Raw genomic sequence first — 13,842 nt, 5'->3', positions numbered from 1 at the left:
GTCATGGTTTGGGATCGGGTTTCGCCAGCAGGGTGTAAACGCATGGCAGGACAAACAGCGTAAACAGCGTCCCGATCGACATCCCTGTGGCAATCACCGTCCCGATGTCGAAGCGGCTGACCGCACCGGCGCCGGTGGCCACGATCAGCGGCACCATGCCGAACACCATCGCCGCCGTGGTCATCAACACCGGGCGCAGACGAATAGCCGCTGCTTCCTCCACCGCCTCGCGGGGTGTCAGGCCCTTCTCCTTGCGCAGCTGGTTGGCGAACTCGACGATCAGGATCCCGTGCTTGCTGATCAGCCCGATCAGCGTCACCAGCCCGACCTGAGTGTAGATGTTCATGCTCGACCAGCCGAGGAACAGCGGAATCAGCGCCCCGCAGATCGACAGCGGCACGGTCACCAGAATCACCAATGGATCGCGGAAGCTTTCGAACTGCGCCGCCAGCACCAGGAAGATGATCGCCAGCGCTAACGCGAAGGTCACCCACAGCGCGCTGCCTTCCTGGACGAACTGCCGGGAGGCGCCGCCGTAATCGAAAGCAAAACCGGCCGGGGCTTCTTCCCGGGCGATCTGCAACACGCTGTCGATGGCTTCGCCCATGCTCACCAGCGGGAACCCGGACAGCTTGGCCGCGTTGAGTTGCTGGAACTGGTTGAGCTGTCGCGGTCGCGCGCGGTCAGTGACGGTGATCAGGGTCGACAGCGGCAGCAGTTCGCCCTGGGTGTTTTTCACGTAGTAGTTGTTCAGCCAGTCCGGGTTGTCGCGGTAGGCCCGTTCGACCTGGGCGATGACCTTGTAGCTGCGGCCTTCGATGGTGAACCGGTTGATCTCGGCTTCGCCGAGCAAGGTCGCGAGGGTGCCGCCCAGATCCTGCATCGACACGCCCATCTGCGCAGCCTTGGCGCGGTCGATGTCGACCACGACTTCGGGTTTGTCGAAAGCCAGATCAAGGTCGACGAAGGCGAACTTGCCCGACTCCATGGCGCGCTTCTTGATCCGGTCGGCCACTTGCAGCAACAGCTCGTAGTCGTTGGCGGTGTTGATCACGAATTCGAACGGCAGACCTTCACCGGTACCGGGGAGGGATGGCAGGTTGAAACCGAAGATCTGCAGGCCCGGAATGCCCTCGAGTCTGCCCTGCACCTCGGGGAGGATTTCCATTTGCGTGCGGCTGCGCTCGTTCCAGGGCTTGAGCAGGAAGCCGCCGATGCCGCTCTGCACGCCGTTATAGCCGTTGATCTGGAACGATGAGTAGTACTCCGGGAACTCCTTGAAGATCTTGATGAACTCGTCGGTGTAGGTGTTCAGGTAATCGAGGTTGGTCGGCTGCGGGGCGTTGGCCATCATGAAAATGATGCCCTGATCCTCGTCCGGCGCCAGTTCCGACTTGGTGAACTTGAGAAGCACCGGAATCAGGCACAGCACGATCACCGCAAACACCAGTACCACCGGCCGGGTATTGAGCGTGCCGTGCAGCATGCTCTGATAGCGCCGCTTGAGGCTGTCGAAAATCCGGTCCAGTCGATGGGCCAGGCCCGTGGGGTTTTCATCATGGCGCAGCAGCATGGCGCACATCATCGGCGACAGGGTCAGCGCGACGACGCCGGAGATTACTACCGCCCCGGCCAGGGTCAACGCAAACTCCTTGAACAGCGCCCCGGTCAGCCCGGTCAGGAAACCGATCGGTGCGTACACCGCCGCGAGGGTGATGGTCATCGACACCACCGGCATGGCGATTTCCCGGGCGCCTTCGAGCGCGGCTTCCAGTGGTGTCTTGCCTTCCTCGATGTGCCGGTGGATGTTTTCCACCACCACAATCGCGTCGTCGACCACCAGCCCGATGGCCAGCACCATCGCCAGCAGGGTCAGCAGGTTGATCGAGTAGCCCATCATCTGCATGAAGAACATCACGCCGATCATCGACAGCGGAATGGTCACCACCGGAATCACTACCGAACGCAGGGCGCCGAGGAACAGGAACACCACCACGATCACGATCAGCATCGCCTCGAACAGGGTTTTCACCACTTCGTCGATGGACGCCTGGATGAACAGCGTGGCGTCGTAGGCAATCTCGCTCTTGAGGTTGGGCGGCAGCTGGGCTTCCAGCTCCGGCATGATCTTGCGCACTTCCTTGATCACTTCCAGCGGGTTGGCCCCGGGCGTAGCCTTGATCCCGATGTATACCGAGGGCGTACCGCCGAATGAACTGATCGAGTTGTAGTTCTCCGCGCCCATCTCGACCCGCGCCACATCGCTGAGCAGCACCCGGCTGTCGCCGCTGACCTTGAGCGGAATCTTGCCGAAGGCTTCGGCGGACTTCAGTTCGGTGTTGGCGTTGATGCTGGTGACCACGTACTCGCCTTTCACTTCGCCGGCGGCGGAGAGGAAGTTGTACTGGCGCACCGCATTGGTCACGTCGCTGGCACTGAGCCCGAAGCCGGCGAGTTTCACCGGGTCGATCCACAGGCGCATGGCGAACACCTGGTTGCCGAGAATCTCCGCTTCGGCCATGCCCGGCAGGGTCGCCAGTTTCGGCTGGATCACCCGCGACAGGTAGTCGGTGATCTGCGGGTTGTTCAGCTCCTTGCTGAAGAAGCTGATGTACATCAGTGCCGAGGCGTCGGCGGCTTCCTTGCTCAGCACCGGATCTTCGGCGTCCTGGGGCAGTTTGTTCTTCACCTCGTTGGCCTTGGCCAGCAATTCGGTGAACAAACGGTCGCTGTTGGAGCCGATGCGTGCGTAGATCGAAATCACCGAGAAGTTTTGGCGACTGACCGAGGTCATGTAGTCGATGCCTTCGGCGCTGGCCAGGCTCTGTTGCATCGGCTGGGTGATGTAGCCCTGGATGGTTTCGGCGTTGGCCCCGGGGTACGCGGTGGTCACCGTGATCAGGGCGTTTTCCATTTGTGGGTACTGGCGCAACGGCAATTTGCTCCAGGCCTGGAAGCCCAACAGCACAATCAGCAGGCTGACCACGGTGGCGAGCACCGGGCGGCGGATGAACGGATCGGTAAAGGCCATGGGGTTTCCTTGATCAGTCGGCGCGGGGCGGACTGTTCTGCTCGCCGAGGGTCTTGTCATCGCTGATGGCAATGTGGGCGCCGTTGTCCAGTTTGATCTGGCCGGCCGTCACCACCTGTTCGCCACTCTGCACGCCCTTGTTGATCATCACCTGGCCATCGCGGCGTTCGCCGGTCTCGACGAACCTGCGCTCGGCGATCAGCACGGGTTGGCCCTTGTCGTCTTTCTCGACGGTGCCGTCTTCGGCTTTTTTCTGGGTAACCACGTACGTCGAGTTGCCGTAGAGGGTGTAAGTGATCGCGCTTTCCGGGACCACGATGTGTTTCTGCGGATCCGGCAGCAGCACCTCGATGCTGGTGAACATGCCCGGCAGCAACTTGCCATCGGGGTTGGCCAGGGTGGCGCGCACGAGGATGTTACGGGTGGTGCTTTCGACGATCGGGTTGATGGCGCTGATGGCACCGGTGAAATGCTGGCCGGGATACGCCGCGACCGTGATCTGCACCGGCTGACCGAGGGCCAGTTTCGGCACCGATTGTTCGGGCACGTAGAAGTCGGCGTAGAGACTGCTCAGATCCTGCAGAGTGGCGATCTTGGTGCCGCTGGCGAGGTAGTCGCCGATGTCGACGAGGCGGATGCCGATGGTGCCGCTGAAGGGCGCGACGATGCGTTTTTTGGCCAGTGCCGCATTGAGTTGATTGACCGTGGCCTTGTTCTTTTGCAGCTGCGCCGAGAGCCGGTCGAATTCGCCTTTGGAGATGGCGCTGCTGCCGACGAGCTGGCTGCCGCGACCGTAATCCAGCTGCGCGAGGCCGAGATCGGCCTTGGCGGTTTCGAGGAAGGCGGCTTCGACGGCGCTGTCCAGTTGCAGCAAGGGTTGGCCGGCCTTGACCTTCTGCCCCGATTCGAACTTCAGCTCGGTGACGGTGCCGGCGTTCTCCAGACTCAGGTCGACGCCTTGCAAGGCCTTCAGCGTGCCGACAGTGGGCAGACGCATCTGCCACGGGCGCTCGACGGCCGTGGCCACGGCGACGCTGATCGGCGGCTTCGGTTTGGAAAAGCCCTGGATCATCGTATAGATCGAGAAGGCTTTGTAACCGGCGAGAAGCAGAACGATCAGCAGTACAACACCTAACATGATCAGCATGCGGCGACGCAGCATATTTCCAGTTCCTTGGAGAAAATCAGGCGAGACAGGCGGGCACATTACCCCGAGTCCGGCAGGGATTCCAACTGCCAGTTTTACCGGGTGTAAGGGAGGACGGTGGAGAAAAGCGGGGCCGCCGACCGAGCGGTCGGCGGCGAATTTCAGGCCATCAGATGAAGATGGTTGTCCCAGAGCCCTGCGGGCAAATCCAGCGGTTTGGCCAGCAGATCATCCTGGCGGCAATCGTAGTAGCGGCAACGTCCCTGACCGGAGGTCACGACAAACCCGTCCTTCACCGCACCGACGCCGGCGCAGTCGGGCAACGGGGCGTCGAGGCGCACTTCGCCGCTGTCCAGATCCCAGATGAAGAAGCGGTTGCCGCGCGGTGCGGTCAATGCCACCAGACGCAGGTCGCTGTGCACGGCGACGCTGGCGGTGTAATGCCCCATCGACTGCAACTGATGCTCCGGCACCGGGAACGCCACGAATGGCTGGCCGGGACGTTTGATCGCCAGCAGCTCCGAACGCTCGTGGGAAGGCCCCATGAATTGCTGGCCGGCAACGATGGTACCGTCGCTGGCGATCCCCAGGTGGCGCACGCTGTTCATCTGCTGGGCGAGGGTTTCCTTGCTCAGCAGGGTGCCGTCCCGTTGCATCAGCACCAGGCTCGGCTCCATGGCGTCGAGGTTCATGTCGACCCGGCTTTCGGCCTCGGTGCGGATCCCGCCGTTGGCCACCACCAGGGTTTCACCGTCGGGCATCCACGACACCTGATGCGGGCCGAGACCGTGGGTGGAGATCTCGCCGCTGTGCACCAGCCGTTCGCCTTCGAACTTGTACACCCCGAGCAGGCCACGGCCCGGATCGGTGGTGTCGTTTTCGGTGGCGTACAGGTAGTCACCGCTGTGGTGGATCACCGCGTGGCCGTAGAAATGCCGGTTCGGCTGCGACGTCACGGTTTGCAGCAATCCACCGTTGCGCAGGTCGATCAGGTAGCTCTCGGTGCCCGGCCGGCGGGCGACGAACAGCGCGATCGACAGCGTCGGGTGATTGATGATGTCGTGGCAACGCTGGCCGACTTCGGTGGCGAACACCTGGGTGCCGTCCAGTCGATAACCGACGGCGTAATGCTTGCCGTCGGTGTCGTCCCGCGCCGACAACAGCAGCGGGCTTTGGTCCTTGCGTTTGAACAGCGTCCAGCCGCCCAGTGTCACTGCTCCCAGCAGCAAACTACCTAAAGTCAGAGCCTGGCGTCGCAGCATGGCACGTGCCCTCATCAGTCACCGTCGTTGGCGTTGAAGCCCAGTTGAATGCCCAGCGCCTTGGCCAGCTCGCCTTCGTGCAGGCGGTGGACGACGTTGAGGCTGTCGTAGATATCGTTGAGCTGCTGGCGACCGGCGTCATCGTTGAGCATTTCGGTCAGCGAGCGCTGAGTGCTGCCGAACAGTTTGAGCGACGCCGCGTAGGCTGCATCGATCTTGTCCGCCAACGGTTTCTGCTCCGCCGGCAGCAGGCCGCGCAGGCCTTTGTTGTCGACGCCTTCCCAGACGGTTTTGGCCGCTGCGAGGCTGGCTTCCAGCGCCTCCATGGACGACTGGCTGCGCCATGCATCGGCCTGGAACGGCTGAGGCACGCCCTTGCTCTGGCGGCCCATCGGCGTGCCGAGTTTTTTCTTCAGGGTGTCGAGGGCGGTGACCTGAACCCGCAGCAGATCGGCGATCGCTTCGTGGGAGTCGGCGTAGCGCTGGTTCGGGAACTTGCTCATCTGCGCGAGCATGCCGTCGGTGTTGTTCCAGCTGCTGAGGATCTCTTCGGCCAGTTGTTTCTGACGCTCGCCGATGGCCACCAGCAGTGGGCAGTATTTGGCTTTCTGCGCGACGTTGGCGACGTCAGGCTTGGCGTCGAACAGGATGTACTCGTAAGCGGACAGGCCTTGCACCACAACGCTGGACTTGGCCAGTGCGGCGGCGTCGATCTGCGGCTGCGCGGTGACCAGTTGCTCGACCTGACGGCCGACCAGGTTTTTCTTGTCCGGCCAGAATTGCACCTGCCACGAGCGGTTGCCCTCGGCCAGCGGGCCGATCAGCAGCGGTTGCAACTCGGCCCAGGCTTTCTGCGCATGCAGGAAGTCGGCACGGGCGGTGTCCAGCGACTCTTTGCCCTGGCAGTAGGCGAGGGCGCTGACGGCCAGTTGCTTGTCGGCTTCGACCCAGCGGGTGTAGGTCGGCAGGATCACCGATTTGGCGATGGCCGCCGAGGTGACGGCTTGCGGATCCTGCGGCGAGCACGCGCCGAGGGCCAGTGCGGCAAGGCTGGTGAACAACAGCTTGGGACGGAACATGTCGGGCTCCCGATTCGTTCAAGTGTTTAAAGTGAGTTCAAGAACGCCAGCAGCGCGGCACGCTGCTCGGCGTTGAAAGACAAAACCTGTTGCTGCGCCGCTTTCGCTTCGCCGCCATGCCAGAGCACGGCTTCGAGCAGATTGCGGGCGCGGCCGTCATGCAGAAACTGGGTGTGGCCGCTGACCGTTTGCGTCAGGCCGATGCCCCACAGCGGCGGGGTGCGCCAGTCGCGGCCGGAGGCCTGGAATTCAGTACGGTTGTCCGCGAGGCCTTCGCCCATGTCGTGCAGCAGCAGATCGCTGTACGGGCGAATCACTTGATGGGCCAGTTCAGGTTCGGCGGCATTGGCGGCGGTGGTGTATTTCGGCGTGTGACAGGACTGGCAGCCTGCCTGGAAGAACAGGCTCTTGCCGGCCAGCACCTGCTCATCGTTGACGCCACGGCGGGCGGGAACGGCGAGGTTGCGGCTGTAGAACAGCACCAGACGCAGGATGTTGTCGCTGACTTCCGGTTCGCCGTCCGGGCCGTTGCCGTTCGGCGCCTGTTTGCAGGCGGTTTGCGCGTCGGTGCAGTCATCAAACGGTCTCAGGCTGGTGGTCAGGCCCATATCACCAGAGAACGCGTGAACATTTTGTTGATTGAGGTTTGGTTGGCCGGCTTTCCAGCCAAATCGCCCCATGACGGTCTTTTGCTGCGCGTCATCCCAGACCCGGTTTGGCCGGCCGTTGATGCCGTTGTTCTCTTTGGCCTGCGCGGCGGCGTTGGCGAGGATCGCTTCTTCCGGGATCGCTTCGAGCAGGCCCAGGCCGATCATCGGCGGCGCGACACGGGCCGAGAAACGTGTGTCCGGGTGCATCGGGCCATAGCCGAGCTGGGTGATCTGCAGGACCGGTTTGCGCAACTCGACTTCGGTGCCGTCCTTGAAGCGTACCGGCACCGGCGTGTAATCGACCCGCACCTTGCCCTCCGGCGCGACGCCCGGCACGGCCATGTCCTGGAACTGGCCGCCGTAGACTGGCTCGGGCACCACTCCGACCTGCTCGATCAATTTGGCGTACTGCGGCGCATCGGGAATCGACAGGCGTACCAGCATCGACACCGCGTTGGCCGCATCCGGCGTCGGCGGATGGCCGCGGCCGTCCTTGATGTGGCAGTTCTGGCAGGCGTTGGTGTTGAACAGCGGGCCGAGGCCATCGCGGGCGGTGGTGGTCGACGGCGCGATCACCCACGGGCTGCGAAAGAAACTGTTGCCGACGCTGAAGTCCACCCGGCGCGACGGCGGCAGATTGGCCGACGGCAGGGAAAACGCGTTCTGATCGCTCTTGCGCACGGTCGCCGCGCCGCCGGAACGGGCTTCACCCGGCTCGGCCTTGGTGAAACGCGGGGCGTCATCGCAGGCACTCAGGCCCAGGGCCAGAAACAGTGCGGACAAGCGAAGAGGCAGCGAGGGCATCAGACTTCCTGCAAGAGGGGCGAATTTAAAGGCGCAAAGTCTAACAGGGCGAGGGGGTTTGAATAAGAGGAATTATCGTTTGCTTGATTTGCGGCAATTGTGAAGGATCGCTGAAACCCTTGTGGGAGCTAGCCTGCTAGCGATTGTGGCATTCGCCTTTCTGAAAGTGTTGAAGCAGAAAATGCTTTCGCGAGCAGGCTCGCTCCCACGGGTTTTGTGTATGGCAGGAATAAAAAAGGCGACCCGAAGGTCGCCTTTTTCAGTCAGACAGCGTTGATCAGAACTCGTGATCAGCGTTGTCCGGGTTCAGGTCGCTGATGCCGAGCTTGCCGGCTGCGGCTTCGATCGAACCGGTCTGCTTGACCAGCGAAGCGATGGCGTCGCGCACGATCTGGTTGCCGGCGGTGTTGCCGGCCGCGATCAACTGATCGTAGTGCTCACCCTTGTTGGCGTGATCGACCATGACCTGAATCTTGGCTTCGGTGGCAGCCAGATCGGCTTTCAGCGCGGTGTCGGCAGCCGGGTCGACCTTGGCCACCAGCGACGACAGGCTGGCGCCGGTCAGTTTGGTGCCGTCGACGCGGGTGTACTCGCCCAGGTAAACGTTGCGAATGCCCTTGGCATCGTAGAAATGCGAGTTGTGGGTGTTGTCGCTGAAGCAATCCTGTTCGTCTTCCGGGGAGTTCGCTTCCAGGGACACCTTCATGCGCTCGCCGGCCAGCTCGCCCAGGGACAGGCTGCCCATGCCGAACAGCATCTTGCGCAGGCCGCTTTCAGCCGGTTCGGCTTCCAGGGTGGCGCGGTAGTTGTCGGCCACGTTCGGCTTCCAGTTGCCGACCATTTCTTCCAGGTCGCTGACCAGCAGCTGGGTCACGGCTTTCAGGTAGGCACGACGACGGTCGTTGTGACCGCCTGTTGCGCCTTTGCCTTCCAGGTAGTCCGACGGTGGACGGTTGCCAGCGCCAGGGCCGGTGCCGTTCAGGTCCTGGCCCCAGAGCAGGAATTCGATGGCGTGGTAGCCGGTGGCAACGTTGGCTTCGGAACCGCCCAGCTCGTTCAGGCTGGCGAGTTTTTCCGGGGTGATGTCCTTGACGTCGACCTTGTCTTCGCCGACCTGTACTTCGGTGTTGGCGATGATGTTGGCGGTGGCACCCGGGTTGCCCAGTGCGTGCTCGTAGGACTTGTCGACGTAGTCGATCAGGCCTTCGTCCAGAGGCCAGGCGTTCACCTGACCTTCCCAGTCGTCGATGATGGTGTTGCCGAAGCGGAACACTTCGCTCTGCAGGTAAGGAACGCGGGCGGCGACCCAGGCAGCCTTGGCGGCTTTCAGGGTGTCGGCGTTCGGCTTGGCGAGGAACGCGTCGATGGCGGTTTGCAGGGTTTTCGCGGTGGATTCGGCATCGCTGTAAACGGCGAAGACCATGTCGGCATAGTGCGAGACAACGGCTTTGCCGGCGGCCTCGTCGACTTTACCGGCAGCAGCAGGCGCAGCCGGTGCAGCGGTGCTCGCAGCCGGAGTCGGCGCAGGAGCGGCGGCCTTTTCTTTGTCTTTACCTTCGCCGCAACCGGCGAGGGAAATAGCGATGGCCAGCAGACTGGCGGTAGCCAGAGGCATACGAATCATGGCGAACATCCTGCTTCGGTGATTGAGTGGACAGGCGCGGGGGTGCGCAAAACTGCGACATAATGCAAATCTTTCGCATTATGTGTAAAGGGTTGTAGCTGGAAATATTTCTTATTTGCGCGGGGTATGCGCTGGGTCAACAGCCAGGTTGATGCCCGGCAGAACCCGGGTTGCGTCGGGCCTGGCAGGCACGTTTCAGAGGATGGCCGCGTTGCTGCGCTGGGCCTGCTTGAGATAAATGCCCAACTCGCGCGCCGGCAGCGGTTTGCTGTAGTGGTAGCCCTGACCTTCGTGGCAGCCTTCGGAAATGATGTAGGTTTCCTGTTCGGCGGTTTCCACGCCCTCGGCGATCACCTGCATGCCCAGGCTCTTGCCCAGTTGGATGATGGCGCGAACGATGGTCGCATCATCGTCGTCATCCAGCAGGTCCTGGACGAAGCTCTTGTCAATCTTGATCTTGTCCAGCGGCAGACTCTTGAGATAACTCAGCGAGGAATAGCCGGTGCCGAAATCGTCGATAGCGATCAGTGCGCCGGAGCGGCGCAGGCTCAGCAGGTGCTGGGCGGCGGTGCTGATGTCTTCCATCAGGCCGGTTTCGGTGACTTCCAGCTCCAGGCTGCGTGGCGGCAGGCGGTACATCTGCAACAGGTTGTTGACCACCCGTGGCAGCTCGGCGTGGTGCAGTTGCACGGTGGACAGGTTGACTGCCATGCGCAGGTCGACGAAGCCCTGATCGTGCCAGTCGCGCAGTTGCTTGCAGGCCTGATCCAGCACCCATTCGCCGATGGCGATGATGGTGCCGTTCTGTTCCGCCAGCGGGATGAACAGGTCCGGCGGCACCAGGCCGTGTTCCGGATGCTGCCAGCGGATCAGGGCCTCGACCCCGACTACGCGATGATCGCGGTAGCTGATCTGCGGCTGATAGACGAGGTAGAACTGGTCGCGCAGCAAGGCGTCGCGCAGGTCTTTTTCCAGCTCGCGACGGCGGCGCATCTCACTGTCGACGCTGGCGATGTAGAACTGATAGCGGTTGCGCGAGCGGGTCTTGGCCAGGGTCATGGTCTGCTCGGCTTTCTGCAGCAGCTTCTCGGTGCTGTCGCCGTCTTCCGGGAACAAGGTGATGCCGATGGTCGCGCGCAGGCGGATCTCCTGATGATCAAGGGCGAACGGGGCTTCCAGGTCATCGAGGATGCTTTGCGCCAGCTCCGCCGCTTCGTAAGGCTGTTCGATATCGGCCTGCACCAGCGCGAACTGGTCGCCACCGAGACGGGCGAGGGCGCCGAGGCGACCGCTGTGGGCACGAAGCCGGTCAGCCAGGGCCAGCAGCAACTGGTCACCGGTCTGGTAGCTGAATTGTTCGTTGATGCCTTTGAAATCGTCCAGACCTACGCAAAGGACGGCGACCCGCCGTTGCAGCTTGCCGGCATCCACCAGAATCTTGTCCAGCTGCTGCTGCAATTGCTGGCGATTCGGCAGGCCGGTGAGGAAATCGTACTGGGCCATGCGCAGCAGGCTGTTTTCCGCTTCATGGCGCAGGTGGGTATTGCGTTCGATGGATTCGAGTAGCTGGTTGGCGGTGTTGATCCAGATCCCCAGTTCGTTTTTTTCGTGACCCTTGAGCTGCGGGATCTTGTGTTCGCTGGGGCGGTCCGGGTTGATCTCGGTGAGGTGCTCGATGATCCGCGACAGCGGTTTGGTCAGCAGCCAGTGATAGACCAGATACAGCACCAGGCCCATGGCCAGGGCGCGCAACACACCGGAAATGAAGATGATCACCGAGCTGACGATGAAACCCTGACCGTAGGTGGCGGTGTCGAGGGTGATGCTCAGGTCGCCGTAATATTCGCTGTACGGCCCGCGCCCCACCAGCTGGGTGGTGAACGTGCGTTCCTGGCCGAGGATCAGGTCGGTCAGCCAGCGGCTGTTGGATTGCTGCAGCTCACGCGACTTTTGCGCGAGCATCGCTTCGTTGGGATGGCCGATGGACGCCTGACGCACAGCGTCGTCCTGGAACAGGCCTTCGATCACCTGCATGCCCATCTCCCGGTCCAGGCTGTAGACCGCCTGGGTGGAGGGATCGCGGAACATGTCGAGGATGCGCTCGGCATCGCCGGCGACGGCCTGGCGTGTTTTATAGGCATCGAACACGATCTGCGCGCAGCTCAAGACCACGCCGACGATCAATGCCGACAGGAGCACGACCCGGAGCAACTTCACCGACAAGCTGTTCTTGAGTTCCAGCTTCAAAGGGTTATTCCTTGTTCCGTGCGGGTAGCGTCAAGTTGCCATGAGTATTGGCAATCCCGTGTTGGCAGTCAAAGGGACAATCGAGCCGCGGAAAATTTGTCCGTGGCCTTGGCCGAAATGCTGCTGTCTGGAGTATTTGCCCTGGTTGTACTGTGTCGGTAGTTTCGGTCTCCAACTTGAGGGACGTCGGACAATTTTTCCTCTTTTGATGTTAGTTCGCCGTGGCTTGGGAGCAAGGCGAGAAGGGCTGCTTCAGGTGTGGGAAAAAGCCTTGTTTGTGATGCAACGCACTCACGATTATTTCCGCAGGTATAAAAAAACCCGGCAAAGCCGGGTTTTTGTCTGGCGTGCAGCTTAAGCGGTGAAGGTCTTGCCTTCGAACTGCTCGGCCACGAACTTCCAGTTGACCAGGTTCCAGAACGCCTCGACGTACTTAGGACGCAGGTTACGGTAGTCGATGTAGTAAGCGTGTTCCCAGACGTCGCAGGTCAGCAGCGGGGTGTCGCCGCTGGTCAGCGGGTTGCCGGCGCCGATGGTGCTGGCCAGGGCCAGGGAACCGTCAGCCTTTTTCACCAGCCAGCCCCAGCCGGAACCGAAGGTGCCGATCGAGGTTTTGCTGAACTCTTCCTTGAACTTGTCGAACGAACCGAAAGCCGCGTTGATGGCTTCAGCCAGTGCGCCGGTTGGTTGACCGCCGGCGTTTGGCGCCAGGCAGTTCCAGTAGAAGGTGTGGTTCCAGACCTGAGCGGCGTTGTTGAAGATGCCGCCCGAGGAAGTCTTGACGATCTCTTCCAGGGTCTTGCCTTCGAACTCGGTGCCTGGCACCAGGTTGTTCAGGTTCACGACGTAGGTGTTGTGGTGCTTGTCGTGGTGGAATTCCAGGGTTTCCTTGGAAATGTGCGGCTGCAGGGCATCGTGTGCGTAAGGCAGCGGCGGCAATTCGAAAGCCATGATGATTCTCCTAATCAGGTCTGTTGCGGTGAGCGCAAGGCCGATCACGGGCGGCCAGAAATGCACCGGCGAGTTTTTACTCTTTGCGGCGCAGGGTTCGGATCATAGCACCGGGGGTGCGGCTTAACCACGCAACAACTGTGTGGGATAGAGGTTCAAGGGGATGCCCTCGTTAAATGACGGATCGCGTTGGAACTGTGATCGTGCCAAGCAAGGCGCGGGACGAAGAGGATGCTTTTTGCCTCTTCGAGTCCCGCAACGCCGCTTGGCACGATCACAGCTCCAACCCGAAGGGCCGGCCCCCCGTAAAGCGCAATCCGTCGTTGTTCGTCGCTCATTTGGACCACCAAACCGCGCTCCTCACGCCTAGTCTTGCGCTTTACGGGGGGCGGCGCGACCGTCATTTAGCGAGGGCATCCCCTTAGCCTTTTGGAATAATTCAGGAAGCCAATATCAATTGCCCTGCCACGGTGAACATCATCACCGCCACCAACAGATCGAGAATCCGCCACGTACTCGGCCGTGCCAGCCACGGGGCGAGCCATGCCGCGCCGAACGCCAGGGTGAAGAACCACAGCAGCGAAGCGCTCGCCGCGCCCACGACATAGGCGCCGGGCACCGACTGTTGTGCGCCGAGAGAACCGATCAGCAAGACGGTGTCGAGATAGACGTGCGGGTTGAGCAGGGTCACCGCCAGTGCGCTGAGCATCACCGCCCGCAGCGAACGCACGGTCTGGTTTTCACCCTGTTGCAGGCTCTGTTTCGAAAACACCCTGCGCAACGCCTGGCTGCCGTACCAGATCAGGAACACCGCGCCGCCCCAGCGGGCGACCGCCAGCAATGTCGGGTTCTGCGCCAGCACCGTGGCCAGGCCGAACACACCCGCCGCCACCAGCAACGCATCGCAGGCGACGCACAATGCAGCGACCGGCAGGTGATGTTCACGCCGCAGGCTCTGGGCCAGGACAAAGGCATTTTGCGTGCCGATCGCCATGATCAGCCCGAACGCCACCAGCAAACCGTTGGTATAGCTTTGCCACATGACGA

General features: G+C 61.9%; 9 protein-coding genes. All 9 read right to left on the bottom strand.

The window, feature by feature from the left end; translation table 11 throughout:
• Nucleotide 1 precedes the first annotated feature (1 nt).
• The gene (locus L6D74_RS21960; protein ID WP_236190357.1) at nucleotides 2-3,031 is read right to left on the bottom strand and encodes a multidrug efflux RND transporter permease subunit; all 3,030 of its coding nucleotides are present in this window, start codon (nucleotides 3,029-3,031) and stop codon (nucleotides 2-4) included.
• Between the two features lie 13 nt (nucleotides 3,032-3,044).
• Nucleotides 3,045-4,193 carry an efflux RND transporter periplasmic adaptor subunit gene (locus L6D74_RS21955; protein ID WP_085647262.1) on the bottom strand — a complete coding sequence of 383 codons (1,149 nt, stop codon included), beginning with the start codon at nucleotides 4,191-4,193 and terminating at the stop codon, nucleotides 3,045-3,047.
• A gap of 146 nt (nucleotides 4,194-4,339) precedes the next feature.
• The gene (locus L6D74_RS21950; RefSeq protein WP_236190356.1) at nucleotides 4,340-5,440 is read right to left on the bottom strand and encodes a DUF1513 domain-containing protein; all 1,101 of its coding nucleotides are present in this window, start codon (nucleotides 5,438-5,440) and stop codon (nucleotides 4,340-4,342) included.
• Nucleotides 5,441-5,454: 14 nt separating this feature from the next.
• Entirely contained in the window at nucleotides 5,455-6,519 is a 1,065-nt protein-coding gene (locus tag L6D74_RS21945) for an imelysin family protein (RefSeq protein ID WP_085647264.1), read from the bottom strand.
• A 26-nt stretch (nucleotides 6,520-6,545) separates the two neighbouring features.
• On the bottom strand, nucleotides 6,546-7,973 hold the full coding sequence (locus tag L6D74_RS21940) for a di-heme oxidoreductase family protein (protein WP_236190355.1): 1,428 nt from the start codon (nucleotides 7,971-7,973) through the stop codon (nucleotides 6,546-6,548).
• 277 nt (nucleotides 7,974-8,250) lie between these two features.
• Nucleotides 8,251-9,597 carry an imelysin family protein gene (locus L6D74_RS21935; protein ID WP_236190354.1) on the bottom strand — a complete coding sequence of 449 codons (1,347 nt, stop codon included), beginning with the start codon at nucleotides 9,595-9,597 and terminating at the stop codon, nucleotides 8,251-8,253.
• A 195-nt stretch (nucleotides 9,598-9,792) separates the two neighbouring features.
• A complete protein-coding gene (locus L6D74_RS21930; protein WP_039765890.1) occupies nucleotides 9,793-11,844 on the bottom strand; it encodes a putative bifunctional diguanylate cyclase/phosphodiesterase in 2,052 nt (683 codons plus the stop codon).
• A 354-nt stretch (nucleotides 11,845-12,198) separates the two neighbouring features.
• Nucleotides 12,199-12,795 (bottom strand): superoxide dismutase, encoded by a 597-nt coding sequence (locus L6D74_RS21925; protein ID WP_003227660.1) that lies wholly within the window; start codon nucleotides 12,793-12,795, stop codon nucleotides 12,199-12,201.
• 439 nt (nucleotides 12,796-13,234) lie between these two features.
• Nucleotides 13,235-13,837 (bottom strand): LysE/ArgO family amino acid transporter, encoded by a 603-nt coding sequence (locus L6D74_RS21920; RefSeq protein ID WP_236190351.1) that lies wholly within the window; start codon nucleotides 13,835-13,837, stop codon nucleotides 13,235-13,237.
• Between the last annotated feature and the right edge of the window lie 5 nt (nucleotides 13,838-13,842).

Origin of the sequence: Pseudomonas pharyngis, from assembly GCF_021602345.1 — a bacterium.
In the GTDB taxonomy this organism is placed as follows: domain Bacteria; phylum Pseudomonadota; class Gammaproteobacteria; order Pseudomonadales; family Pseudomonadaceae; genus Aquipseudomonas; species Aquipseudomonas pharyngis.
The sequence above is the reverse complement of the archived record's forward strand: the minus strand, read 5'-3'. Positions and strand labels throughout refer to the sequence as shown.

Bases quoted from the DNA above. Each gene is read 5' to 3' on its own strand.
- L6D74_RS21950 (WP_236190356.1), bottom strand. From the start codon at position 5,440: ATGCTGCGACGCCAGGCTCTGACTTTAGGTAGTTTGCTGCTGGGAGCA.
- L6D74_RS21935 (WP_236190354.1), bottom strand. From the start codon at position 9,597: ATGATTCGTATGCCTCTGGCTACCGCCAGTCTGCTGGCCATCGCTATT.
- L6D74_RS21960 (WP_236190357.1), bottom strand. From the start codon at position 3,031: ATGGCCTTTACCGATCCGTTCATCCGCCGCCCGGTGCTCGCCACCGTG.
- L6D74_RS21920 (WP_236190351.1), bottom strand. From the start codon at position 13,837: ATGTGGCAAAGCTATACCAACGGTTTGCTGGTGGCGTTCGGGCTGATC.
- L6D74_RS21945 (WP_085647264.1), bottom strand. From the start codon at position 6,519: ATGTTCCGTCCCAAGCTGTTGTTCACCAGCCTTGCCGCACTGGCCCTC.
- L6D74_RS21955 (WP_085647262.1), bottom strand. From the start codon at position 4,193: ATGCTGCGTCGCCGCATGCTGATCATGTTAGGTGTTGTACTGCTGATC.
- L6D74_RS21940 (WP_236190355.1), bottom strand. From the start codon at position 7,973: ATGCCCTCGCTGCCTCTTCGCTTGTCCGCACTGTTTCTGGCCCTGGGC.
- L6D74_RS21925 (WP_003227660.1), bottom strand. From the start codon at position 12,795: ATGGCTTTCGAATTGCCGCCGCTGCCTTACGCACACGATGCCCTGCAG.